The sequence below is a fragment of the Variovorax sp. GW531-E2 genome (assembly GCF_059423125.1).
This window is the reverse complement of sequence record NZ_JBWKXQ010000049.1, coordinates 1-24,717: the sequence shown is the minus strand read 5'-3', so window position 1 is coordinate 24,717 and position 24,717 is coordinate 1. Positions and strand designations below refer to the sequence as shown.

Genomic DNA, 24,717 nt, shown 5'->3' with positions numbered 1-24,717 from the left:
GGTCAGAACGCCTTCTGCAGCTGCACGTACAGCCGCGGGTTACGCCCGCCGCCGTCGGTCTGCGCGGGCGGTGTGCCGGCGCGCCAGGCGAGCGTGGCGTTGATCGAGAAGTTGCCCGGGCGCGACCAGCTCAGGCCGATGCCGTAGCCGCGCAGGCTGTGGGAGTTCTCGCCGTCGAAGGGCGAGGGATGGCGCGCGATCTTTCCGCGTGCCGCGTCGTAGAACAGGTAGGGTGTGATCTCGTCGGTGGCGGCCCAGCGGTATTCGAAGGTGCCGATCAGGCCCTGGTCCACCAGCAGTTCGCCCGAGGGGTAGGCGCGCACTGCGCGCGCGCCGCCGAGCGCGAGTTTTTCCGAGGCATCGAGGTTCTTGCTGGCCCACTGCCCGCCGACCGAGAAGTACAGCGAGTGGCGCGGCACGATGGCCTGCAGCCGCGACACCTGGAAGCTCAGCTTGGTGAAGCCGCCTTCGGTGTGGCGTCCGCCGAACTGCTGGTCGGACTGGAAGCTCTGTGCGTCGCGGATCGACAGGTCGCCGTGGTACAGCGTGCCCGAGCTGGCCCAGTAGCCGCCGCCCAGCACCTCGTCGCGCCGCTCCCAGGCCCAGCCGATGCCGAAGCCCTGCACGCGTTTCTTCGCCGTGAAGTCGACGCCGCGCAGCTCGTCGGTGAGGTCCTTCACGTCGGCCGTGAGGCGCAGGAACAGGTTCTGCTGGCGCTGGCGGATCAGCGGGTAGTTGAGCGACACGTCGAGCACGTCGGCGCGGCCACGCGCGTCGAGGTCGACGAACTTGCCGCCCAGGTCGTAGCTCACGCGCGAGATGCCGATGCCCGCGCGCAGGCCGCTGGTGCCCAGCGGCGCCTCGTAGGCCACGCGGCCGTACTGCAGCGCGTTGCTGTTGGACAGCAGCAGGCGCGCATCGAGGTTGTCGCCGATGCCGAAGGGGCTGAGCCAGCGCGCCGTGCCGCCCACGCGGTAGCGCCCCGCCTCCTTGGTGCCGTGGTTGTCGGCCTCGGCCGAGAAGGCCCAGCGCGCGCCGGCCTCGACCTCGACCGACAGATCGGTGGTGCCGGCCTGCGCGCCTTCCTGCAGGCTCGACGACACCTTGAGGCCGGGCTGGTCCGACAGCAGCAGCATCGCGCGCTCGTAGGCCGGCGCGTTCACCGCCTCGCCGGGTTGCAGCGCCGCCAGGAAGCCGCGCACGCGCGCCTCGCTGATCGGCGCCTCGGGCGCGACCAGCACGTCGACCTTGCCGAGCCGGCCTTCGATGATGCTGATCTCGACGATGCCGTCGCGCACGGTCTGCACCGGCACCACCGCCTGCGCGAGGAAGTAGCCGCGCTCCTTGTAGCGCGTGGTGATGGCCTGCGCGAGGCCTTCGAGGTCGCCGAGCGTGACGTCGCGACCGATGTACGGCGCGGTGATGGTCTGCAGCTCTTCGTTGCTCAGCGCCTTCACGCCGTTCAGGCGCAGGTCGGTGAGCTTGAAGCTGCCCGCACCCGCCGCGGGCCGGGGCGGCGCGGGCAGCGTTTGCGGGGCGACGGCGCCAGTGGCCTGCGCCACGGGGCGGTCGCAGCTGCCGCACGGGTCCTTGGTGGGCAGCAAGGTGGTGGCTTCCTGCGCATGGGCGCGGGGCATGGCGACCCACAGCGTGGCGCCGACGAGCGCCATGGCGGCGAGAGCGACCGGCGTCGGCCGTGGACGAAGGCGGATCGCAGGGGCCATGGCAGTGCTTCTTTGCAGGAGGGAGCGTGGCGAAGACATGGTCAGCTCCCCACCGTGAGGCGCCAGTTGCCGATGAGGTTGAACGGCGCCCAGAAGAAGGGGTGGGACATCTTGGGGTCCTTCAGAACGGCCAGTTGTCCGGCCTGCATCGCCTTCTGGATGTCGCGCCCTTTGGCGAGTTCGCCGTAGAGCGTGCCCATGAGCACGGCGGTGGCGTCGTCCGACACCGGCCACAGCGAGGCGATGAGGCTGGAGCTGCCGGCCGAGAGGAACGAGCGCGTGAAGCCCAGCACCTCGTCGCCCTGCGCGATGCGTCCCAGGCCCGACTCGCAGGCCGAGAGCGTGACCAGCGCCGTGCCGTCCATCGGCAGTGCCAGGATCTCGTGCGCTTCGAGAAAATTCTGCTTGCCGCCTTCGTTGGCCAGCAGGATGCGCGAGTACAGCGGATCGACCTCGTCGGCCTCGGCGTGCGCCGCCACGTGCATCAGCGGCGAGCGCGAGGCCACGTCGCGGAACTGCGTCTTGGTGGCGGCCGCGCCCATGTACACCGTGTTGCGTGGGAAGAGCTGCGCGAGCTGCTTGACCTCGGTCTCGGCACCCGGCAGGTCGTACTTGTCCTCGATGCGCGGATTGCCGAAGGCCGTGAGCGATGCGTTCACGCGCGGCGTGCGCTGCGCCAGCTGCACCGCGATGCTGATCGACGGCGCCACCGACACCGGGTGCGTCTCGATGAGGTAGCGCCCGTCCAGGCGCAGCGCCTGGAACGGCAGGTAGTGCAGCGGCCCGTGCGGCACCACCACCACGCGCTGGCCCGGCGCCAGGCCCAGCGGGCCGAGCAGCGCGGCGCCCAGCTTGTCGGCGTTGGTGATGGCGGCGCGGCGACCGCGCACGATCGAGTTGCGGAAGGTCTCGACGAGTTCGGTGAGCTCGTCGCGCTTCACTGCGATGCGCTTTTCGACAATGCTGTCCGGCCCCACGACCCAGACCATCAGGCGGTCGGGCAGCGCGTGGTACTGCACCACACGCTCGTCGGCCGCCAGCGTGCGCTGCAGCGCGGCCACGCCGACCGTGCCGGCCGACGACTCGCTGAGCTTCGCGCGCCCGCGCACCGCATCGAGCAGCGCGCGCGAGCGGCTGTGCTCGCTGACCTCGAAGGCGCGCTGCGGATCGCCGGCCTCGCTGTACACCGCCACGCCACGTTCGAACACCGACTGCAGGTCGGAGAACAGGCCCATCTTCACTTCTTCGCTGCGAAAGCGCGCGCGCACCTGGTCGACGTCGGCCAGCGCGCGGCCCGCGGCCTCGGCCGCGGCCTGCTTCTGGCCCAGCGCGAGTTCGCTGCGCGCCACACCGTCCCAGGCCCAGAGCCGGTAGTAGGCGGTGTCGGTGCCGACCTGGCGCGTGGTGAGCGCACGGTACTTGTCGCGTGCTTCGGCCGGCTTGTTCTCGGCCAGCAACAGGCGGGCGCGCGTGCGTTCGAGCTGCGCGGCCAGCGGCGCTTCGCGCGGCTCGGCCATGTCGCCGAGCACCTGGCGCGCGCGTGCCGCGTCACCCGATTCGATGAGCGCGTTGACCAGCGAGGCCTGCACCAGCGGCGCATAGCGCGGTGAGCTGTTGGCCAGTGCCTCGTCGTAGCTGAGCACCGCGCCCGCGAAGTCGCCGCGCCGCGTGCGCACGTCGCCGATCACTTTCTGCACCGGGCCGACCACCAGCTTGGGGTCGCGCGCGGGATGGCGCAGCGCTTCACGCGCGAACTCCTCGGCCTTCTCGAGCTGGCCCGAGTAGCTGTAGACGATCGCCAGGTCGCGGTTGGCCACGGCGCGCAGGTTCGGGTCGCTGGTGGCATTGGCCAAGTGCAGCGCCTTGCTCGCGGCGCGCACGCTCTGGCGGAACTCGCCCGCCTCGGCCAATGCGACCGCCTGGCTGCAGTACTGATAGCCCGAGAGCTTGACCGCGTCCTGCCCGTAGAGCACCGCGCCTTCGCTGGTCAGGGCCAGCAGCGTGTCGGTGTCGGCCAGCCGCGCCTGCGCCATGCGGTCGGCCGCGGCTTCGGCATTCGGGCCGCCCGCTGAAGCAGCGGGGGTTGCAGGTGGTGGCGCCGGACGTTGTGCCTGCGCCGAAGGACCGCCGGGGCCCAGAAGCAGCACACCCACCAGGCCGACCGCACCGGCAAGACCGGCACGGCGACGCGCCGGATGCGCACATCCCCATCTCGAAAACCACGCCATTGAACCCCCTCGACCCATGCACTCGCTGCCGCGAACGCTCGACGCCGCGGGAGTGCGCGCCGTTCAGGCCTCGTGGGAAAGTCTAGGAGCGGGTGTTCACCTCGCCTATTCGCAATACGGTCTAGCGCAAATGGCGTAGAGCCGGTTCACGCTAGGCGGGCACGCTGTCGATGTTGAGTCGGTCCCAATGCCGGTGCTTCGCAATCGCCGCAATGAAGTCGTGCGCGATCTGCGTCGCCGCCGTGGCGTCGCCCAGGTTCGTGACCGGCGTTTCGGCCACCACCACGCCGGCCGGTGCCTCGCCCTCGGGCGTGACGCCGAGGGTGGCCAGCAACTGCACGCCCTCGCCCACCGCGCAGATCGCCTTGCAATGTTTGTACGCCTCGAGCACGAAGTGCACGGCATCGCCTTGCGCCGCGAGCGCGGCGGCGCCCTCGGCGCCCGCAGGCACGAGCACGGCGTCGAACAGCACCGAGGCAGTGTTCGTGAAGGTCATGTCGACGTCGATCTGGCGCTTCGACGCACTGGCCACGGTGCCGAGCTTCGGGCCCACCACCTTGCACAGCACGCCCACCTGCTCGAGCGCGTCGCGAATGGGCTTGAGCGAGGCCGAGTCGACGCCGTCGGCCACGAGGATCGCGACCTTGCGCGTGCGCACCACGCCGTCGGCGCTGCCATCGCTCATGCGCAGCGCAGGCGATTCGTCGATGGGCAACTCGATGCGATGCTCGCGAAAGCCCGAGTACCCTGCGGCCGCTTTCGCGTCGGGCTCGCCGATGCCCAGCGGCTCGGCCACGCGGCGTGCGAGTTTCTCGTCCACGTGCGCGAGGTTGTCGACCATGCGCTGGCGGATGGCGGGCACTTCGAGCTTCGACAGCTCGAAGCGGAAGGCCGCGACGATGTGCTCCTTCTCGGCCATGCTCTGGCTGTTGAAGAACAGGCGCGCCTGCGTGAAGTGGTCGTCGAACGACGGGCTGCGGCGGCGCACCTTCGGCGACTCGATCTCTTCGGGGAAGGACTGGAAGCCGTGGCTGCCGCCGTCCACGCGGAACTCGGTGCCGCTGCCCAGCGTGTTGGGCTCGTAGGCGACCTGGCCGCGCGCGATGGTCTGGCGGTGCATGCCGTCGCGCTGCATGTTGTGGAACGGGCACACGGCCTTGTTGATCGGCAGCTCGTGGAAGTTGGCGCCGCCCAGCCGCGAGATCTGCGTGTCGGTGTAGCTGAACAGGCGCCCCTGCAGCAGCGGGTCGTTGCTGAAGTCGATGCCCGGCACGACGTGGCCCGGGTGGAAGGCCACCTGCTCGGTCTCGGCAAAGAAGTTGTCGGGGTTGCGGTTGAGCACCAGCTTGCCGATGCGCTGCACGGGCACCATCTCTTCGGGGATCAGCTTGGTGGGGTCGAGCAGGTCGAAGCCCAGCGACTCGGCCTTGTCGGGCGCGATGAGCTGCACGCCGAGTTCCCACTCGGGGAAGTGGCCCTGCTCGATGGCCTCCCAGAGGTCGCGGCGATGGAAGTCGGGGTCCTTGCCGGCGATCTTCTGCGCCTCGTCCCACACGAGGCCGTGCACGCCGAGCTTGGGCTTCCAGTGGAACTTCACGAAGTGGCTCTCACCGCGCGCGTTGACGAAGCGGAAGGTGTGGACGCCGAAACCTTCCATCATGCGCAGGCTGCGCGGAAGGGCGCGGTCGCTCATGGCCCACATCAGCATGTGGGTGCTCTCGGGCATGAGCGAGGCGAAGTCCCAGAAGGTGTCGTGCGCGCTCGCGGCCTGCGGCATCTCGTGGTGCGGCTCGGGCTTCACGGCGTGGATGAGGTCGGGGAACTTCATCGCGTCCTGGATGAAGAACACGGGGATGTTGTTGCCCACGAGGTCGTAATTGCCCTCGCGCGTATAGAACTTGACGGCGAAGCCGCGAACGTCGCGCACGGTGTCGGCCGAGCCGCGCGAGCCGGCCACGGTGGAAAAGCGCACGAACACGGGCGTCTTGGCATCGGGGTCCTGCAGGAAATCGGCGCAGGTGTACTGCGACATCGACTGGTAGACCTGGAAGTAGCCGTGCGCCGCCGAGCCGCGCGCGTGCACGGCACGCTCGGGAATGCGCTCGTGGTCGAAGTGCGTGATCTTCTCGCGCAGGATGAAGTCTTCGAGCAGCGTTGGCCCGCGCACGCCCGCCTTGAGCGAGTTGTGGTTGTCGGGAACCTGCAGGCCCTGGTTGGTCGTCAGGTGCGTGGGGTGCTCGGTAGTGAAACCCTCGAGCTGCAGCTGCTTGGCGTTGGCGCCGTCACCGGTCTTGGCGGTGCTGGCGCGGCGGCCTGCGGCGGCCTTGTTCTGGGGGGACATCGGGGTTCTGGGCATCGATGCGGGTCGGCTCAGCCGGCCTCGTTGCTGTTGCCGCTGCCGATGAAGATGTCGAGCACGTTCACCACGGCGATCAGGCCGATGCAGGCGGTCACGGCAGCCACCGCCCAGATCAGGATGTCGTCGCCCCAGGTGCCCATGAGCGAATCGAACAGTGCCGAGATTTCCATGATGTTTTTCCCTCCGAGAGAAGCGGGGCCGCAAGCCGGCAAATCCGCAAAGAGGAAGCTTAGGTGGGGCCCGGTGCGCGGGCCGTAGTGGCCGCCCCTCCCCGTCTGTGGGAGAAGGTGGGCGTCACCGGTAGGAGGGCGCCGACAGGCGCGAGCCTCAGGCGGTCGGGTCGAGCACGCGCTCGCTGGGCCGCGCGAAGTAGAACCACTCGGCGCCCGGCAGCGCCATCGCGTTCGGGAACACGATGAAGCCGTCGTCGGGCGCGCTGACCAGCGTGCCGTCGTGCCGCATGCCCACGGGCTCGCCGCGCTGCACGGGGTCGAAGGTGGCCCAGTCGCGCACGAAGCTGTCGTCTTCGTGCAGGCGGTCGGTCACGCTCGCCAGGCGCAGCAGCTGGGGCGGCTGCGGGGGCGCGGCCGACAGGCTCGGCGGCAGCGCCGCCATGCCCAGCAGCGCGAGCGTGCGGCGGATGGCCGCCCACGCCACCTGCGGCGCCTGCGGGTCCTGGTGCTGGCCGCATTCGAGGGTGACGCCGTAGCCGCCGCAGCTGCGGATGTACTCGTTGGTGCCGCGGCCGAAGTCGATGGCGGCCTCGTCGACCGCGGCGCCGCGCTGCGCAAGGCCGGCGGCGTAGATGTCGAGCCAGCCCTCGACGACGATGGGCGTGCCGATGTGCAGCGCGAGCCGGCCTTCTTCCTGCGCGCGCGCAAAGGGTTCGAGGCTGCCGCTGTTGTCGCGCGGGCCGATCATGGCGAAGGCCTCGCCCTCGCTCTGGAAGGAGTGCAGGTCGAGCAGCACGTCGTGGCGCGCGATCACCGGGGCCAGCCGGTTGGTGATGCGGGCCTCGTAGTCGGCCGGCGTCTCGCTCGGGCGGAACAGGCGGTTGAGGTTGCGCTGGCCCTCGCGCTGCAGGCGGCGCCGCGCGAGCGGGTTGGCCACGGGCACGAGCGTGAGTTCGCCGCGCAGCAGGCGCAAGTCGCCGGCATCGAACTCGGCCAGCACGCGCGCGATGCCCTCGGTGCCGCAGGTCTCGTCGCCATGCACCCCGCCGATCACGAGCAGGCGCGGGCCGGGATTCAGCGACGCGAATGCGTGAAGGCGCAGGCTGTCGGTGGCGGTCGCGGCGTCGTCGAAAAGCGGGGTGGACATGCGGGCGATTATGCGGAGGCGACTGTGGCCACGCAAAAGGCAAGACCCTGTGACATGGCGGGCGTGCAGCGCGAACCTACAGCCGCGCCCTGGCCTGTCCTACCGCCCCGTGGCGGGGCGCCGCGCAAGCTGGCGCCAGACCCGCACTTTGAAGGAGCACACGATGGCCCAGCAGCACAAGCACAAGAAAAATGCCGACGACAAGGACACCACCCGCGTCGCACAGGACGGCGAATCGGCACCGCGCCTGCCGCACGAGCGCGACCAGTCGTCGGACAGCCAGGTGATGCAGGACGGCCAGCCGCCCGAGAAGGGCCGGCGCGGCTACGAGGACGTGGAGCGCGGCGTGGTCGACACCGATCGCGGGCTCACGCCCGAGCGCACCGCCGACGGCAAGGTCAGGCCTTGACGGTGGCCAGCTGCTGGCGCATGTCGCCGATCACCGCGCCGTAGTCCTTGGCGTTGAAGATCGCGCTGCCCGCCACGAAGGTGTCGGCGCCGGCCGAGGCCACGCGGGCGATGTTGTCGGCCTTGATGCCGCCGTCCACCTCGAGGCGGATGTCGCGCCCGCTCTGCTCGATGCGCTTGCGCGCCTGCTCGATCTTGCGCAGGGCCGAATCGATGAAGCTCTGGCCGCCGAAGCCGGGGTTGACGCTCATGATGAGGATCAGGTCGATGTCGTCGATGGCCCAGTCCAGCGCCTCGAGGCCGGCACCCGGGTTGAACACCAGCCCGGGCTTGCAGCCGGCGGCCTTGATGGCCTGGATGCTGCGGTGCACATGGGTCGATGCGTCGGGGTGGAAGCTGATGTAGTCAGCGCCCGCTTGCGCAAAAGACGCGGCCAGCGCGTCGACCGGCTGGATCATCAGGTGCACGTCGATGGGCACGGGCGTGCCGTCGGCGGTCTTGGCGTAGGGCTTGAGGGCCTGGCAGATCATGGGGCCGAAGGTCAGGTTCGGCACGTAATGGTTGTCCATCACGTCGAAGTGGATCCAGTCGGCGCCGGCCGCGATCACGTCGGTCAGTTCCTGGCCGAGGTGCGCGAAGTCGGCGGAAAGAATGGAGGGCGCAATGCGGAACGGGGTGCTGCTCATAACCCCGGATTCTCGCAGCCGACGGAAGTCCGAGGAAAGGCCTCCGTTACCATGCGCCCCATGTCACACAGCCCCTTCAGCGTACAGGTCGAACCGCGTTACCTGGCCGACCAGTCCTCGCCCAAGGACAACGTCTACACCTTCTCCTACACGATCACCGTCACCAATGTGGGCACGGTGGGCGCGCAATTGATCGCGCGCCACTGGCTCATCAACGACGCCTCGGGCCATGCGCAGGAGGTCAAGGGCCTCGGCGTGATCGGCCAGCAGCCGCTGCTGGCGCCCGGCGAATCGTTCCGCTACACCAGCGGCTGCCGCCTGCAGGCGGCCAGCGGCACCATGCACGGCAGCTTCTTCGTGGTGACCGAAGAAGGCGAGCGCTTCGACGTGCCGGTTCCCATGTTCGTGCTCGAAGCCGACATCGGCGGCGCCCCGGTCTCCCGGGTGCTGCACTGAGCGCGCGACGCGCTCTTTTTCTTTCTTTTCTCTTCCGCTCCCCCATGGCTGCCGCATCGCGCGATCTGCAGGGGCTGCTTGCCGGCCTCGACCCCACGGCCGATGTGGCGCAGCGCCACATCTGGCTCATCAACCTCTTCGACTGGCTGCGCGGCGACCGCGCCTCGCCGCAGGCCGCCATCGGCCGCGTGCAACTGCTGCTCGACGCCGTCGAGGCGCGGCCCGAGCTGTGCGACCGGCTGCGCGCCTGGTGGCGCGCGTTCACGCAGTCGGTCGACCTCACGGCGCTGCTGGCCGACTACGGCTTTGCGCCGCGCACTGCCTTCCTGAGCGAGTTCGGCGAACGCATGCGCCGCAAGATCCTGCCGGGCACGCCCGAGACCACCGACGCCTCGGACCTGTTCCGGCTGGTGCTGCCCGGCGTGTTCGACGCCGGCTGGATCGCGCTGCTCGACGACACCCAGCTCGCGCGCATCGGCGCGCTGCTGGCCGACGCCGCGCCCATGCCCGACGGCTCGGCGCGCTGGCGCCACACGGTGATGGACGCCGTCACCTACTGCTGCAGCCAGGTGGTGGCGACGGGCTTTTCGCCCGAGCTGCGGCTGCGCATCAGCCCCGAAGCGGGCGAGGCGCGCCCTTTCCACGCCCTCATGGCCGACCTGGACGCGCTGCGCGAGCAGATGTTCGCCCTGCCGCGCGACGAAGAATCCCTGCAGGCCGCCTTCGTGGCCTTCCGCGACCGGCTCGACGCCTGCCGCTCCAGCGCCTCGTCGGTCTACACGCACCTGGAAGACAACGGCATCTCGGTCGGCCTGGTGTTCCGGCTGCGCCAGCTGCGCGAGCGCGTGCTGCGCATCCGCGAGCTGCTCGACTGCCTGATGTCGCCCGTGCCGGGGCCGAGCATGGCGCGGCTGGTCGGCAAGCTGGTGCTGGCGGGCGGCGAGCGCAACAGCATCCGCGCGCTGATCGCCTCCAACTCGTCGATGCTCGCGGCCAAGGTGACCGAGCGCAGCGCCGAGACGGGCGAGCACTACATCACCCGCGACCGCCGCAGCTACCTGCAGATGGTGAAGAAGGCCGCCGGCGGCGGCGCCTTCACGGCGCTGACGGTGCTGGCCAAGTTCGGCATCTACGCGCTGGCCCTGTCGGCCTTCTGGAGCGGGCTGGCCGCGGGCCTCATGTACGCGGCCAGCTTCGTGGCGATCCAGCTGCTGCACCTCACGCTGGCCACCAAGCAGCCGGCCATGACCGCGCCCGCCATGGCGGCGCGGCTGCGCGACATCAAGTCGGACGACGCCGTGGACCAGTTCGTCGACGAGGTGGCCAACCTCGTGCGCTCGCAGGTGGCGGCCGTGCTGGGCAACGTGCTCCTGGTGGTGCCGGCGGTGGGCCTGCTGGTGCTGGGCTGGCAGGCCGCGCTGGGCCGGCCGCTGCTGGACGCGGCGCATGCGGCCTCGACGCTGCATTCGCTGTCGCTGCTCGGACCGACCGTGCTTTTCGCGGCAATCACCGGCATCCTGCTGTTTTCGTCCAGCATCATCGCCGGATGGACAGAAAACGCCTTTGTCCTGCATCGCCTGGACTCCGCCATGCGTTACAACCCTCGCATCGGCGCCTTTCTCGGTGCCGCCCGGGCCCGTCGCTGGGCCGCCTTCATGCGCACACACATCTCAGGCTTCGCCTCCAACATCTCGCTGGGACTCATGCTCGGACTGCTGCCCGCGTTCGCGGGCTTCTTCGGGCTCGGGCTGGATGTGCGCCATGTCACGCTGTCGGCCGGCCAGATCGCGGCCGCGGCGGCATCCATCGGGCTGCCGGCACTGCACCAGCCGGCCCTGTGGTGGGCGGTTGCGGCGATCCCGGTGATCGGCGCGCTCAATGTGAGCGTGAGTTTCTATTTCGCTTTCCGGCTGGCGCTGCGCGCGCACAGCGTGAGCCTCGGTGACCGCGCCCGCATCCGCAGCGCGATCTGGGCCCGCTGGCGCAGCCGGCCGGTGAGCTTCTTCCTGCCTACATGAACCTGACCGCACTCCTCGCCGAACTCCAGGGCTTCTGGGCCGAATGGGCGCGCCCCTCGGCCGGCCTGCCCACCGTGCTCTGGGCCCTGCTGGTGGCCGCCGCCGCGGCCTCCGGCCACCTGGTGCAGCGCTACCTGGGAATGCCGAAGGTCATCGGCTATTCGGTGGTGGGCGCAGTGGTGGGCTTTGCGGGCTTCGAGGGCGCGATCTGGCCGCTGCGCGGCATCAGCCTGTTCCTGCTGGAGCTGGGCGCGGCCGTGGTGCTGTTCGAAGCGGGTGGCCGGCTGCCGCTGCGCTGGTTCCGCCACAACCCGATGGTGCTGGTGCAGAGCCTGCTGGAGGCGGGGCTGACCTACTTCGGCGTGTACTGGATATTGATTCTTCTGGGCCTGCCCGAGCCGGTGGCCAACCCCATCGCGCTGATGGCGATCGTCGCCTCGCCCGCCGTGCTCAGCCGCGTGATCATGGACACCCGCGCCGCCGGCCCCGTGACCGAACGCGCCATGACGCTGGCCACGCTCAACACCTTCTACGCCCTCACGCTGGGCTACGCGCAGGCCGGTCTGATCGAGCGCGCGCCGCAGTCGCTGATGCTCAAGCTCTACCCGGTGGCGGTGGTGCTGGGCATGTCGTTCGTGGTCGGCGCGATCATGGCGCTGGCGCTGCGCTCGGCGCTGCGCGTGATGAGCCCGAACAGCGAGAACACCTCGATCCTGCTGCTGGCGATCATCGCGGCGGGCGCGGCACTCACGGCCCACATCGGCGGCTCGGCACCCTTGGCGGCGCTGATCGGCGGCGTGCTGCTCAAGACGCTCAACCCCAAGCCCTGGGCCTGGCAGCGCCAGCTCGGCACCGCCTCGTCGCTGCTGACCATGCTGATGTTCGTGCTGGTGTCGATGGTGGCGGCGCAGGCCGACTGGACCCTGCCCGTGGCCAGCGTGGTGCTGGCCGTGATCGGCGTGCGCCTGGTCACCAAGATCTCGGGCGTGGCCATTGCCAACCCGGGCAGCGGCGCCAGCTGGAAGCAAGCCTTCTGGGTCGGCTGCGCGATGACGCCGCTGTCGTCGATCGCCCTGCTGATCGCCTCCAATTTCGCCTCGGCCTCGCCGCTTCTGGGCACCATGATCACGCAGGTCGCCCTGCCCTCGATCCTGCTGATGGAAGTGATGGGCGCCGTGCTCGCCACCGTGGCGATCCACGCCGTGGGCGAGAGTTCGGTCCCCTGGACGCCACAGGCCTTCAGCACCACGGAAGACACGCAGCGATGAGCAGCAACAGCAACCCCACCCTTCCCCCGATCGATCCGGACAGCGACGACGTGCGCTCTGCGCCGCTGCCCGCCGATCCGGCGAGCCGCGCCGTCAAGCTCGAGCCCTTCAACAAGTCGGAGGCGCTGTCGCTGGGCGTGGAGCTCGAGCTGCAGCTCGTGAACACGCACGACTACGACCTCGCGCCGTACGCCGAGGACATGCTGCGCCTGATGGCGCAGACGCCGCTGCCCGGCAGCGTGGTGCCCGAGATGACCTCGAGCATGATCGAGATCTCGACCGACATCTGCCATTCGGCGCAGGACGTGATCACGCAGCTGTCGCCGATCCGCGAGGCGCTGATCAAGAACGCCGACAAGCTCAACATCGCGGTGGTCGGCGGCGGCACGCATGCGTTCCAGCAGTGGCACGAGCGGCGCATCTACGACAAGCCGCGCTTTCGCGAGCTGTCGGAGCTGTACGGCTACCTGAGCAAGCAGTTCACCATCTTCGGCCAGCACGTGCACATCGGCTGCCCCGACGCCGACTCGGCGCTGCTGATGCTGCACCGCATGTCGCGCTACATCCCGCACTTCATCGCGCTGTCGGCATCCTCGCCGTTCGTGCAGGGGCAGGACACGCAGTTCGACTCGGCACGCCTGAACTCGGTGTTCGCGTTCCCGCTCTCGGGCCGCGCACCCTTCACCACGAGCTGGAAGGAATTCGAGGCCTACTTCGAGCGCATGACCCGCACCGGCGTCGTGCGCAGCATGAAGGACTTTTATTGGGACATCCGCCCCAAGCCCGAGTTCGGCACCATCGAGATCCGCGTGTTCGACACGCCGCTCACCATCGAGCGCGCCGCCGCGCTGGCGGGCTACGTGCAGTCGCTGGCCGCGTGGTTCCTGCAGGAGCAGCCTTTCGAGCCGAGCGAGGACGACTACCTCGTCTACACCTACAACCGCTTCCAGGCCTGCCGCTTCGGCCTGGACGCCGTGTATGTCGACCCGGCCAGCGGCCAGCACATGCCGCTGCGCGACCACATCCTGATGACCATGACCCAGCTCGAGTGGCACAGCGAGGCGCTCAACGCCACGCAGGCGCTGGGCGAGCTGCGCACCAGCGTCGAGGCCAACCGCAACGACGCACGCTGGCTGCGAGAGAAGCAGGGCAAGGAGCGGCTGCTGGCGGAAGTGGTGCGCCAGGCTTCGCTGCGCTTTCGCGGCGCGGCCTGACGTTGTTCAGGCCGCCACGGCCTCCTGGGAGAACTGCCGCCGGTACACCGTCGGCGACACCTTGAACGCCGTGGCGAAGTGCTTGCGCAGCAGCACCGCCGAGCCGAAGCCCGCATCGGCCGCCACGCGCTCCACGGAGCGGTCGGTCGTTTCGAGCAGCCGCTGCGCCAGCGCCAGGCGCTGGTTCTGCAGCCACTGGCCGACCGTCGTTCCCGTCGATTCGCGAAAGCGCCGCGTGAAGGTGCGCCGGCTCATGAGCGCGCGGCGCGCGAGTTCGTCGAGTTCGTGCGGCGTCTGCAGATGCCGCCCCAGCCATTCGAGCAACGGCGTGAGCCGGTCGCGCTCGGCCGCCGCCGGCACGGGCTGCTGGATGTACTGCGCCTGACCGCCCTGCCGGTGCGGCGCGACGACCATGCGCCGCGCGGCGCGGTTCGCGGTGTCGGCGCCGTAGCGCACGCGCAGCAGGTGCAGGCAGCAGTCGATGCCTGCGGCCGTGCCCGCCGAGGTGAGCACGTTGCCGTCGTCCACGTACAGCACCTCGGGCTGCAGCACGACCTGCGGGTACTGCTTGGCAAAGGCCGCGGCCAGGTGCCAGTGCGTGGTGGCGGGCCGGCCGTCGAGCAGGCCGGCCTCGGCCAGAACGAAAGCACCCAGGCACAGCCCGACCACGGTCGCGCCGCGCCGGTGCGCCGCCTGCAGCGCACGGATGAGCGCGGGCGGCGCGGGCCGGCCGTCGTCGCGCCAGGACGGCACCACCACGATCTGCGCGCGGCGGATCGCCTCCAGCCCATGCGGCACCACGAGCGTGAAGCCCGCGTTGGTGGCCAGCGGGCCCGGCTCGGGCGCGCAGACCTGCACCCGAAAACGCGCCGCGCCGGTGTCGGTGCGGTCTTCGCCGAACACCATGCAGGGCACGGAGAGGTGAAAAGGACTGATGCCGTCGAAGGCCACGACGGCGATGGTTTCGGCTGCAGATGGGCGCATGGCCCGATCTTATCGATGAATGGCTTTCGGGCCACTGTCGCAAAACCCGTGGTGCGCGAAGAATCGAGTCATTCCAAACACACCACCGAAGGAGATACCCCATGAGCCAAACCGCACCGCGCCGCGCCCTCGTCGTCATCGACGTGCAGAACGAATACTTCGAAGGCGGCGGCCTGCCCATCGAATACCCGCCGGTCGAGCGCTCGCTGCCGAAGATCGCGCAGGCCATGGACGCGGCCCGCGCGGCCGGCGTGCCGGTGGTGGTGGTGCAGCACCACGCGCCGAAGGGTGCGCCGGTCTTTCAGGCCGACAAGTTCCACGGCCAGTTGCACCCCGAGATCGCCCAGCGCCCGCGCGACCACCTCGTCACCAAGGCCTTCCCGAGCGTCTTCACCGGCACCGACTTCGCCGACTGGCTCGCGCGCCACGAGATCGACACGCTGAGCGTGACCGGCTACATGACGCAGAACTGCGACGCCTCCACCGTGTTCGAAGCCATGCACCGCGGACTGAGCGTGGAGTTCCTGTCGGACGCCACCGGCGCGCTGCCTTACGAGAATGCGGCCGGCCGCGTGAGCGCCGAGGAAATCCACCGTGTCTTCAGCGTCGTGTTCCACAGCAACTTTGCCGCCGTGGCGACGACCGACGCGTGGGTTGCTGCGCTGAAGAGCGGTACAGCGATCGAGAAGGACAACGTGGTCATGTCCAACCGCCGCGCGCGCGGCGTCTGAACTTCACAAGAGTTCAGGCCAGGTTCAGCGGCTGCAGCACGGGCTGCCAGCGCTGCACCGCGATCTTCTTGAAGCCGCGGCCGTTGGGGTGCAGCTCGTTGGCCCAGTCGGTCGGGCCCAGCGTGCCGCGGCTGTCCACCACGTGCAGGTGCTGCGGGTCGCCCGCGGCGATGTTCTGCAGCATGCCGTGGAAGCCGTCGATCAGGTGGTCGACGCAGGGCTTGAACAGCTCGGGCGCCACGCCCGCGTCGACCAGCGCCGGGCGCAGCCAGCCTTCGCGCCCGAACAGCGCCTTGCCGGTGGGCGGCGCGTAGTCGTAGCTGTGCATGACGATGTGGCAGTCCACGCTGGTGCGGGTGTAGATGAGGCCGATGAGCGCGCGGTACTGCTCGTCCATGTCGACGAGGAACTGGTCGAAGCCGCCCTTGCCGTTGCGAAAGCACTGCGCGGCCTGGGTCTCGCCCGTGCAATCGGACTTGAGCAGCGGGCGCAGGTCGTTGAAGCCCGCGAAGTCGTTGCCGCCGCCGCTGATGAACACCGCCGACAGCGTCGGGCCGTACAGGCGCAGCGACTCGCGCACGGCGTTGCGGTACTTGCCCTCCACATAGTCCTGGGCTTCCGCGCCGTTCATGCCCTTGGCCAGGATCACGTGGCCGCGCGCGCCGACCACGTCGCCCAGGAAGTTCAGCAGGCTGCCGCCCGGCAGCGGGTACCAGAACCACGAATCGCCGAAGGCAAGGATGGTCGCGGTGCCGTGCGGACCCATCTGCATCTTGGTCTCGTCCCAGTAGACAGCCATGGCGAACTCCTCGTGTAGAGGGCGCCATGGTTCTCGCAACCGCCGCGCGGCGCCATCCCCCGTTCGCAGTAGAACCTGCTGCTCAGTCCCGCAGCGACTGCACCAGCAGCACCAGCTCCGCCTGCCGGTGGCAGTCGGTCTTGCGCATCACGTTGCGCAGATGGCTGCGCGCCGTGTGTTCGGAGCAGTGCTGCGCGGCGGCGAAGTCCTTCACGGTCTTGCCGCTCGCCAGGAGCAGCGCGAGCCGCGCCTCGGTCGGGCTCAGGCCGAGCAGGCTTTCCAGCTGCCGCGGCTCCACGGGCGCCGCCTCGGCCGGATGGGCGAAGACCACGAGCGCGCGATGGCGCTGGCGCAGCACGGCCAGCGGGTGCGAAGGTTTGAGCGGCAGCACCGTGATGCGGACCACGCTGCCGGCCACGGGCAGGTGCAGCACGCCGGCCCGCGCGCCGCCGGCCGGGGCGCAGGCCTCGCGCACCCGCTGCTCGAAGGCCGACTGCAGCGCGGACGACGCGAGCCGCAATCGCCCCTGCGCGCTGTCGAACAGGCCGCCGCGGCCCGCGCACCCCGCCGCGCGCGCGTTCAGGTGGTCGATGCGGCAGGCCTCGTCGACCACGGCGATGCCCTGCGGCAGCGCGTCGAGCGCCGACAGCCCGGTGGCTGCGTGCTCGCCCAGCTGCGCCATGCGAGCGCGCAGTTCGCTGGCGCGCACCAGGTGCGGCGACAGGCGCCGACAGAAGGCCTCGCTCTCAGGACCGTAGGGCGCCTCGGCCCGGGGACGGATGAAGCCGAGCACTTCGCGCGTGTCGTCGTCGGCGCGCAACCCCATCGCCAGCGTGTGGCGCAGGCCGAGCGGCGCCAGCCAGTCGACGTAGATCGGGCTGCGCGACAGCGTGCGCGCGCCGAAGTAGGCGTGGTCGGCCACCGGCGTGCCCAGCGGGGCGTTGACCGGCATCTGCATGCGGATGTCGTCGCGCGCCAGGTGCTGCTCGTACTCGCGCACCTTGTCGGGCGGGCTCTCCAGGTTGGCGAGCCCCGCGCCCACCACCGAGCAGTCGGCGCGGCGCACCGTGAGCGTGTGAAAGCACGCGGCACCGAGCACCTCGCGCATGGCATCGAGCGCGTCGTACCAGTCGCCGGGACAGGTGATCCCGTCGTACAGCAAGGCAACGATCCGGTCGGTGTCTGCGTCGGCGGACACGCCTCCCTGCACGATGGCTGTCATGGCGGCCTCCTCCTGTTCGGACTTTCGGTGTATCCGCTTGCATGACGGTATTACAAAATGCTTCCAGTGTCAGCCCCCATTTCCCGCGGGCGCCGCGGCGGGCGGCCCCGCGCCAGGTCGTTATGCTCTCGCACCCATGGGTGAATTCGACCTGATCACACGCTATTTCAAACGTCCCGCCACGCGCTCGCCGCTGGGCGTGGGCGACGACTGCGCCTTGCTCGCGCCGGCCGCGGGCATGCAGCTCGCCGTGTCCTCCGACATGCTGGTGGAGGGGCGGCACTTTCTCTCGACCGTGGAGCCGGCCCGGCTGGGCCACAAGGCGCTGGCCGTGAACCTCAGCGACCTGGCCGCCTGCGGCGCAAAACCGCTGGCCTTCACGCTGGCGCTGGCGCTGCCCGGCGTGGACGAGCCCTGGCTCGAAGGTTTTTCGCGCGGCCTGTTCGCGCTGGCCGACGCGCACGGCTGCGAGCTGGTGGGCGGCGACACCACGCGCGGCCCGCTCAACATCTGCATCACCGTGTTCGGCGAAGTGCCGGCCGGCGCCGCGCTGCTGCGCTCGGGCGCGCGCGCGGGCGACGACCTGTGGGTGAGCGGCTCGCTGGGCGATGCGCGGCTGGCGCTCGAGGTGTTCCGCGGCACGCTGAGCCTGCCTGCCGACGCCTTCGCGCAGGCCCGCGCGCGCATGGAACAACCCACGCCACGCGTGGCGCTGGGCCAGGCGCTGCGTGGCATTGCCACGTCGGCGGTGGACGTGAGCGACGGCCTGATCGGCGACCTGGGCCACATCCTCGCGGCCAGCCGCGTGGGCGCCACGCTCGATGCCGACGCCACCACCGCGCTGATCGCCGTCGACACGGCCGGCCTGCCCACCGAGGCGCTGCGCACCTGCGCGCTCTCGGGCGGCGACGACTACGAGCTGGTGTTCACCGCGCCGGCCTCGGCCCGCGATGCGGTCCTGCAGGCCGGCGTGAACAGTGCCACGCGCGTCACTCGCATCGGCCGCATCGAAGCGGACGCGGGGCTGCGCATCGTCGATGCGAGCGGCGCGCCGGTGTCACAGCGCTTCGGCTCGTTCGACCACTTCGTCTGATCAAGAGCCGCGCAGCATCGCGCGCATCTTGTCCTGCGCGGTGTTGATGGCGGCCGACTGGCGGCCCAGCTGCTGCACCATCTTGTCGAGCTCGGCCCTCACCGCGGGGTCGGTCACGGTGAGCGAAGCGCCGGAGACCTGCAGCTTCGACTTGTTCTTCTCCATGAAATCGCCGATGGCCAGCGCACTGTCGAACACGGCGTCGAGCGCGGGGAACACCTCCTTGAAGGTGGCGGCGGGCGTCGTCACCGTCTTCTCGTAGGCCTTGCCGTAGACCTGCTTCAGGTCGTCGGGCTGCTTGAGTTGCGCGCGCGCCGCGTCGGCCTTGGCCAGCTGCTGGTCGAGCGCGGAGCGCAAGCCGCCCAGGCCCTCCTTGGCGGCCTTGAGATCGTCGCGGCGCGCCGGCAGGTCGGCCAGCGAGCGCAGCGCGCCCTTGGCCATGACCTGCGTCATCGGCTGGCTCACCGACTGGTTCATGCCTTCGTTGAAATCGGTGATCACCGCGTAGTGCTGCGCGTAGTCGCCGAACGAGGCTTTTTCTTCGGCGGTGGGCGTGGGCACGCGCAAGCCGGGCTTGTCGAGCACGCGGGTCTGCAGGTAGGCGATGAAGGCGGTGCGCTGCTCGGCCTCCTTGTTGCCGCAGGCCACGAGCAGCATCGACAGCATCAGGCCGAATGCCAGGACCAGCCATGCGGAAGAGAAACGGGACCGTGTGGTTGTGGTCATGGGGCACCTGCTTTCGCGCAAAGAGAAAAGACCGGCCAGCATACGACCGGCCCGCCGCCACGGCTACTGCAGGCTCTGCTTCAACGCCTCGATGAACGCCCGCGCCGCCGCCGACAGCGAATGGCCGCGCTTGGTGACGATGGAGATGTCGCGCACCACGCGCGGTGCGCTGAGCACCTTCACCACGAGCACCGGGTTCTTCTCGGCGCGCGCGAAGGCCGACGGCATGATCGACGCGCCCATGCCCGCCGCCGTCATCCACAGCGCGGTGGACAGGAAGGACACCTCGTTCACCACGTCGAGCGTCACGCCGGCCTCGGCCGCCGTGCCGTCGATCAGCGGGCGCACGCCGTAGCCGGGGCGCACGGTGATGACGGGGTGGCGGCCCAGGTCCGACCAGCGCACCACGCGTGCCTTGGCCAAGGGGTGGTCGGTGCGGCACACCACGGCAAGGTGGTCGCGCAGGAGGCGCTGCACCTCGACCTCGGGGCCGGGCCGCTCGGGCGTGCCGATGCCGAAGTCGACATGCTCGCCGAGGATGCGCGACAGGAACTGGTCGGGCGCGCAGTCGTTCACCAGCACGCGAACTTTCGGGTGCTGCTCGCCGAAGGCGCGCAGCGCATCAGGTAACAGGAATCCCGCAAGTGTGGGCGTGATCGCCAGCGTCACGCGCCCGCGTTCCAGCGTGGCGAGTTCGCGGAAATCGGCCGAGAGCGAATCGACGTCGCGCAGCACGCGCTCGACGGTGGAAATCATCTGTTCGGCTGCGGCCGTGGGCTTGAGCGCGCGCGTGGTGCGGTCGAACAGGCGCGTGCCCAGGCCCTCTTCGAGCTGGCGGATCAGCATGCTCACGGCCGACTGCGTGACGAACAGTCGCGTGGCCGCGGCGCCGAGCTTGCGCAGCTGGTAGACCGCGAGGAACGCACGCAGCTGGCGGATCGTAGGACTGAAGTTCGTATTCATCAGAAAATTTGAAAAATCATTCGGAATTTCTTGATTTACGAATGAATGCTGCCATCGTTCAATCTCCGATCAAAGCACCGAATTCAAGGAGAGGCCCGAATGACAGCACCCATCGCCCGCGGCATGCACGCATTTCGTGGGCGACGCAGGCGACTGCTGTGGGCCGTGGCCGGTGCACTGGTGGCCGGCACCGCGCTGGCGCAAGCCCCGGCGGGCGATTTCCCCACCAAGCCGATCCGCATGGTCGTGACCTTCCCGCCCGGCGGCAGCGCCGATGGCGTGGTGCGCATGCTGGTGCCGCGCCTGAACGAGAAGCTGGGCCAGCAGGTGGTGGTGGACAACCGCCCCGGCGCGGGCGGCAACGTGGGGCTGACGCTGGTGGCCAAGGCGCCGGGCGATGGCTACACGCTGGGCGTGGGCGCGGCGGGCGCGCTGGCGGCCAACGTGAGCCTGTACCCGCAGATGCCCTTCGATCCGCAGAAAGACCTCAAGCCCGTGGGCATGCTGGCGGCCATTCCCTTCGTGCTGGTCGGCCACCCCTCGGTGGCCGCGAAGACGCAGCGCGAACTCATCGCGCTGGCCAAGGCGAAGCCGGGCACGCTGTCGATCGGCCACGGCGGCAACGGCACGGCCATGCACCTGTCGGCGGCGCTGTTCAACCAGATGGCGGGCACGCGGCTGGTGGAGGTGCCCTACCGCGGCTCCGGCCCGGCGGCGCTCGACGTGCTGGGCGGGCAGATTCCGCTGGCGGTGGTCGACCTGCCCTCGTCGCTGCAGCAGATCCGCGCCGGCAAGCTGATCGCCTTCGCCGTGACCAGCCCGCAGCGCCTGCCGATGCTGCCCGAGGTGCCGACGGTGGCCGAGGCCGGCCTGCCGGGCTACGACTCGACCGGCTGGTTCGGCGTGGTCGCGCCGGCCGGCACGCCGGCGCCGGTGGTGGCGCGGCTCAATGCCGAGCTCAACGCCGCGCTCGGCGACGAGCAGGTGAAGACCGCGATGCGCGCGCTCGGCGTGGAGCCGGCGCCGGGCTCGGTCGAATCCTTCGACAGCTACATCCGCGCCGAGACGAAGAAGTGGGCCCAGGTGATCCAGGACGCCCACATCAAGCTCGATTGAACGACAAGCCGATAGAGACATGACGAAGACCGCCGACACCTCGATGCAAGCCGACGTGCTGATCGTCGGCGCCGGCCCCGTGGGCCTCACGCTGGCGATGGATCTGGCCTCGCGCGGCGTCTCGGTGATCCTGTGCGAGACGCGCCGCTTCGCCGAGCCGCCGAACGTGAAGTGCAACCACGTGGCCTCGCGCACCATGGAGCAGTTCCGCCGCCTGGGCGTGGCGCAGCAGCTGCGCGATGCCGGGCTGCCGGCCGACCACCCGAACGACGTGGTGTTTCGCACCACGGTGACGGGCACCGAGCTCACGCGCATTCCCATTCCGTGCCGGCGCGACCGCTACACCGAGACCGAGGGCCCCGACGCGTGGTGGCCCACGCCGGAGCCGCCGCACCGCATCAACCAGATCTACCTCGAACCGATTCTGCTGAAGCACACGGCCGCGCTGCCGGGCGTGACGCTGCTCAACCGCACGCGCTTCGAGCGCTTCACGCAGGACGCCGAGGGCGTGAACGCCATCGCCACCGACATGGACAGCGGCGCCACGCGCAGCATCCGCTGCCGCTACATGGTCGGCTGCGACGGCGGCAGCTCGCCGGTGCGCAAGCAGATCGGCGCGAAGCTCGAAGGCACGGCCGTCATCCAGCGCGTGCAGTCGACCTTCATCCGCGCACCGCAGCTGCGCGACATGATTCCGGGCAAGCCCGCGTGGTCGTACTACGCGATGAACCCACGCCGCTGCGGCACGATGTTCGCCATCGACGGCCACGAGACCTGGCTGGTGCACAACCACCTGAACGCCGAAGAGCCCGAGTTCGACTCGGTCGACCGCGACACCTCGATCCGCGAGATTTTGGGCGTGGGGTCCGACTTCCACTACGACATCATCAGCAAGGAAGACTGGATCGGCCGACGCCTCGTGGCCACGCGCTTTCGCGACGGCCGCGTGTTCCTCGCGGGCGACGCCGCGCACCTGTGGGTGCCCTACGCGGGCTACGGCATGAACGCCGGCATCGCCGACGCGCTCAACCTCTCGTGGCTGCTGGGCGCCTGCGTGCAGGGCTGGGCCGACGAGGCCATCCTCGACGCCTACGAGGCCGAGCGGCTGCCGATCACCGAGCAGGTGTCGCAGTTCGCGATGGACCATGCGCAGAAGATGATCCGCGCGCGCCGCGCCGTGCCGCCCGACATCGAGGCGCCCGGCCCCGCGGGCGACGCGCAGCGCGCCGAAATCGGCCGCGAGGCCTATGCGCTCAACGTGCAGCAGTTCTGCTGCGGCGGGCTCAACTTCGGCTACTTCTACACGGGCTCACCGATCATCGTGCCCGACGGCGAGCACCGCGCGCCGCCGTACTCGATGGGCGAGTTCACGCCCTCCACCGTGCCCGGCTGCCGCGCGCCGCATTTCTGGCTGGCCGACGGGCGCTCGCTGTACGACGCCTTCGGCCCGGGCTACACGCTGCTGCGCTTCGACCGCAGCGTGGACGTGCGGCCGCTGGAGCGCGCGGCCGCCGCCTACCGCATGCCGCTCACGGTGCTCGACATCGAGACCGCGAGCCTGCCCAAGGCCTATGCGCACCGCCTCGTGATGTGCCGCGCCGACCAGCACATCGCGTGGCGCGGCGCGCACCTGCCGGCGGATGTGTATGACCTCGTCGCCACCTTGCGCGGCGAAACGCGCCGCGAACGTGGACGCCGGCGCGCGCTGGCCTGGGAAGGCGTGCTGGCCTAGCGCCGCGCCACCGCGCGCCACGCCAGCCAGGCGGCGATGGCAGGCGCCAGCGCGAAGACCGTGAACAGCCAGATCGCGGCCGATCGCGCACCGTCGACGCCGCCCGGCACCGTGAGCCCCGCCGCATTCGCCACCAGCCCGGCGACGGCCGCACCGACGGCCATGCCGTACAGCTGCACGGTCGTGATCGACGCGGACGCCAGGCCCTCTTCGCCGCGCGGCGCCAACGCCATCACGCGCGTCAGCAGGTGCGGCCAGCCGATGCCCACGCCGAAGCCGACCGCGGCCAGCGCCACAGCCACGAGCGCGGTCTCGACATTGGCGTCAAGCGCACCCGGCGTCGGCAGCAACCACGCGAGCGCCAGCAGGCCTGCGGTGCAGACCACCGGCCCGGCGCGCAGCATGCGGTCGGCGCCTGCGCCAGTGCGGCCCGACGAGGTCAGCGAGCCGATGCTCCAGCCCCCCGCCATCGCCGCCGTGAGGTAGCCCGCCGCGAGCGGCGAGTGGCCGTGCAGCAGCTGCAGGAAGTAGGGCACGAAGATCTCGGTGGTGGTGCCGATGAGCAGCAGCGCCACGCTCGCGTAGATGGCGCCCAGCGGCGTGCCGAGGGCATAGGCGCCGGTCGGCAGCAAGCGCACGGCGCCGGTGCGGCGGTCGATGCGGGTGGCGGCGAAGCCGATGGCCAGGCCCAGCGCCACGCCCACGGCCTGCCCCACGAGGCCGGGCCAGAAGCCGCTGGCGGCAATCACCAAGACCGACAGCGCCAGCAGCGCGATCTGCGGCGCCGGCACGCGCGGCATCTGCGCCGGGCGGTCGTGCCGGATGCCGGCCGCGGGCCGCAGCTGCACCGCCACCAGCAGGGCCTGCGCCGCCGCCACCGGCAGCAGTGCCCAGAAGGCCCAGCGCCAGTGGCCGGCCTGCGCGAACAGCCCGCCCACGGCCGGCCCGCACAGCGTGGCGACGCCCCACATGCCCGACACCAGCGCCACCGCGCGCGGCCACAGCCGCGGTTCGAACACGCGCTGGATCAGCCCGTAGCTCAGCGCCGCCAGCAACCCGCCGCCCAGGCCCTGCACCGTGCGCCCCGTGAGCAGCCACGGCATGGCCGGCGCCAGCGCGCAGCCGACCGAGCCGGCGGTGAACACGGCCAGCGCCGTGAGGCAGGCGCCGCGCGGCCCGCGCGCGGCCAAGAGCCGCACCGAGAGCGTGGCGCCGAGGATCGAGCCGACCACGAACAGGGTCGTGCTCCAGGCGTACCAGTCGAGCCCGCCGATCTCGCGCACCACCGAGGGCAGCACGGTGGTCACGATGTGGACGTTGACCGCGTGCAGCGCGACGCCGCCGGTCAGCGCCAGCGCGCGCCAGCCGTTGCGCCCGCTGAACAGCTCGCGCCAGGCGGCGGTAGGCGGCGGCGCGCCAACGGCGGCGGCATCGAGGGAAGAGGAGGAGGACGACATGAGAACGAAGGGGAACGCGAAAGGAGCCTGGATACTAGGCGGCGCCCCTCAATTAAACAAGCTATTGCTTTGATAAATAGAAACTTCGGCGCGCAGCCGTCGCACAGGATGCGCGACACTTCGAAACCGATGCACGCCGTTTCTTCTTCCCCTTCTTCCTCGATGGACTCCTCTTCCGCCACCACCGGCGCCCTGCCCCGTCCCCCGATGCGT

General features: G+C 70.2%; 21 protein-coding genes. 9 read left to right on the top strand and 12 right to left on the bottom strand.

The window, feature by feature from the left end; genetic code table 11:
- Positions 1 to 2 precede the first annotated feature (2 nt).
- The 5 genes from AC07XP_RS23590 to AC07XP_RS23570 form a co-directional block, all read right to left on the bottom strand.
- Positions 3 to 1,724 carry a ShlB/FhaC/HecB family hemolysin secretion/activation protein gene (locus AC07XP_RS23590; RefSeq protein WP_495266031.1) on the bottom strand — a complete coding sequence of 574 codons (1,722 nt, stop codon included), beginning with the start codon at positions 1,722 to 1,724 and terminating at the stop codon, positions 3 to 5.
- Positions 1,725 to 1,765: 41 nt separating this feature from the next.
- On the bottom strand, positions 1,766 to 3,877 hold the full coding sequence (locus AC07XP_RS23585; RefSeq protein ID WP_307697124.1) for a CHAT domain-containing protein: 2,112 nt from the start codon (positions 3,875 to 3,877) through the stop codon (positions 1,766 to 1,768).
- A 226-nt stretch (positions 3,878 to 4,103) separates the two neighbouring features.
- On the bottom strand, positions 4,104 to 6,293 hold the full coding sequence (locus AC07XP_RS23580) for a catalase (RefSeq protein ID WP_390346988.1): 2,190 nt from the start codon (positions 6,291 to 6,293) through the stop codon (positions 4,104 to 4,106).
- A 29-nt stretch (positions 6,294 to 6,322) separates the two neighbouring features.
- Positions 6,323 to 6,481, bottom strand: coding sequence for a hypothetical protein (locus AC07XP_RS23575; RefSeq protein ID WP_167394958.1), 159 nt, complete (start codon positions 6,479 to 6,481; stop codon positions 6,323 to 6,325).
- A 157-nt stretch (positions 6,482 to 6,638) separates the two neighbouring features.
- Positions 6,639 to 7,631, bottom strand: coding sequence for a succinylglutamate desuccinylase/aspartoacylase family protein (locus AC07XP_RS23570; RefSeq protein ID WP_495266030.1), 993 nt, complete (start codon positions 7,629 to 7,631; stop codon positions 6,639 to 6,641).
- 163 nt (positions 7,632 to 7,794) lie between these two features.
- Here AC07XP_RS23570 and AC07XP_RS23565 point away from each other — a divergent pair, with 163 nt between their 5' ends.
- Positions 7,795 to 8,040, top strand: a complete 246-nt coding sequence (locus tag AC07XP_RS23565) for a hypothetical protein (RefSeq protein ID WP_495266029.1) — start codon at positions 7,795 to 7,797, stop codon at positions 8,038 to 8,040.
- Here AC07XP_RS23565 and rpe read toward each other — a convergent pair.
- On the bottom strand, positions 8,030 to 8,725 hold the full coding sequence (gene rpe / locus AC07XP_RS23560; protein ID WP_062480999.1) for a ribulose-phosphate 3-epimerase: 696 nt from the start codon (positions 8,723 to 8,725) through the stop codon (positions 8,030 to 8,032). The genes AC07XP_RS23565 and rpe overlap by 11 nt on opposite strands.
- A gap of 60 nt (positions 8,726 to 8,785) precedes the next feature.
- On the opposite strand from rpe, the gene apaG reads away from it, so the two are divergent.
- The 4 genes from apaG to AC07XP_RS23540 are packed head-to-tail and all read left to right on the top strand — an operon-like array spanning position 8,786 to position 13,681.
- A complete protein-coding gene (gene apaG / locus AC07XP_RS23555; RefSeq protein WP_062481013.1) occupies positions 8,786 to 9,181 on the top strand; it encodes a Co2+/Mg2+ efflux facilitator ApaG/CorD in 396 nt (131 codons plus the stop codon).
- 44 nt (positions 9,182 to 9,225) lie between these two features.
- Positions 9,226 to 11,199 (top strand): transporter-like protein TlpB, encoded by a 1,974-nt coding sequence (gene tlpB / locus AC07XP_RS23550; protein WP_062481011.1) that lies wholly within the window; start codon positions 9,226 to 9,228, stop codon positions 11,197 to 11,199.
- Positions 11,196 to 12,467, top strand: coding sequence for a cation:proton antiporter (locus tag AC07XP_RS23545; protein ID WP_062480997.1), 1,272 nt, complete (start codon positions 11,196 to 11,198; stop codon positions 12,465 to 12,467). Before tlpB ends, AC07XP_RS23545 begins: the two co-directional genes overlap by 4 nt.
- Entirely contained in the window at positions 12,464 to 13,681 is a 1,218-nt protein-coding gene (locus AC07XP_RS23540; protein WP_495266028.1) for a YbdK family carboxylate-amine ligase, read from the top strand. The genes AC07XP_RS23545 and AC07XP_RS23540 overlap by 4 nt, the downstream gene beginning before the upstream one ends.
- 6 nt (positions 13,682 to 13,687) lie before the next feature.
- On the opposite strand, the gene AC07XP_RS23535 is transcribed toward AC07XP_RS23540, so the two are convergent.
- Positions 13,688 to 14,665, bottom strand: coding sequence for a GlxA family transcriptional regulator (locus AC07XP_RS23535; protein WP_495266027.1), 978 nt, complete (start codon positions 14,663 to 14,665; stop codon positions 13,688 to 13,690).
- A gap of 101 nt (positions 14,666 to 14,766) precedes the next feature.
- On the opposite strand from AC07XP_RS23535, the gene AC07XP_RS23530 reads away from it, so the two are divergent.
- A complete protein-coding gene (locus tag AC07XP_RS23530) occupies positions 14,767 to 15,396 on the top strand; it encodes an isochorismatase family protein (protein ID WP_492687375.1) in 630 nt (209 codons plus the stop codon).
- Between the two features lie 13 nt (positions 15,397 to 15,409).
- Here the strand turns inward: AC07XP_RS23530 and AC07XP_RS23525 are convergent, their stop codons facing one another.
- Together AC07XP_RS23525 and AC07XP_RS23520 are read right to left on the bottom strand one after the other, a co-directional pair.
- On the bottom strand, positions 15,410 to 16,195 hold the full coding sequence (locus AC07XP_RS23525) for an SGNH/GDSL hydrolase family protein (RefSeq protein WP_062483039.1): 786 nt from the start codon (positions 16,193 to 16,195) through the stop codon (positions 15,410 to 15,412).
- A gap of 82 nt (positions 16,196 to 16,277) precedes the next feature.
- Positions 16,278 to 17,417, bottom strand: coding sequence for a helix-turn-helix transcriptional regulator (locus tag AC07XP_RS23520; protein ID WP_495266026.1), 1,140 nt, complete (start codon positions 17,415 to 17,417; stop codon positions 16,278 to 16,280).
- A 136-nt stretch (positions 17,418 to 17,553) separates the two neighbouring features.
- Between AC07XP_RS23520 and thiL the strand changes: the two genes are divergently transcribed.
- Positions 17,554 to 18,510, top strand: coding sequence for a thiamine-phosphate kinase (gene thiL, locus AC07XP_RS23515; RefSeq protein WP_495266025.1), 957 nt, complete (start codon positions 17,554 to 17,556; stop codon positions 18,508 to 18,510).
- Here thiL and AC07XP_RS23510 read toward each other — a convergent pair whose 3' ends face one another.
- Positions 18,511 to 19,236 carry a DUF3053 domain-containing protein gene (locus AC07XP_RS23510; RefSeq protein ID WP_495266024.1) on the bottom strand — a complete coding sequence of 242 codons (726 nt, stop codon included), beginning with the start codon at positions 19,234 to 19,236 and terminating at the stop codon, positions 18,511 to 18,513. It lies immediately after the preceding gene.
- 63 nt (positions 19,237 to 19,299) lie between these two features.
- A complete protein-coding gene (locus tag AC07XP_RS23505) occupies positions 19,300 to 20,199 on the bottom strand; it encodes a LysR family transcriptional regulator (protein ID WP_062482610.1) in 900 nt (299 codons plus the stop codon).
- A gap of 99 nt (positions 20,200 to 20,298) precedes the next feature.
- Between AC07XP_RS23505 and AC07XP_RS23500 the strand changes: the two genes are divergently transcribed.
- Together AC07XP_RS23500 and AC07XP_RS23495 are read left to right on the top strand one after the other, a co-directional pair.
- A complete protein-coding gene (locus AC07XP_RS23500; RefSeq protein ID WP_495266023.1) occupies positions 20,299 to 21,315 on the top strand; it encodes a Bug family tripartite tricarboxylate transporter substrate binding protein in 1,017 nt (338 codons plus the stop codon).
- Positions 21,316 to 21,334: 19 nt separating this feature from the next.
- On the top strand, positions 21,335 to 23,047 hold the full coding sequence (locus AC07XP_RS23495) for an FAD-dependent oxidoreductase (protein WP_495266022.1): 1,713 nt from the start codon (positions 21,335 to 21,337) through the stop codon (positions 23,045 to 23,047).
- Here the strand turns inward: AC07XP_RS23495 and AC07XP_RS23490 are convergent.
- A complete protein-coding gene (locus AC07XP_RS23490; protein ID WP_495266021.1) occupies positions 23,044 to 24,504 on the bottom strand; it encodes an MFS transporter in 1,461 nt (486 codons plus the stop codon). The genes AC07XP_RS23495 and AC07XP_RS23490 overlap by 4 nt on opposite strands.
- Positions 24,505 to 24,717: the final 213 nt, after the last annotated feature.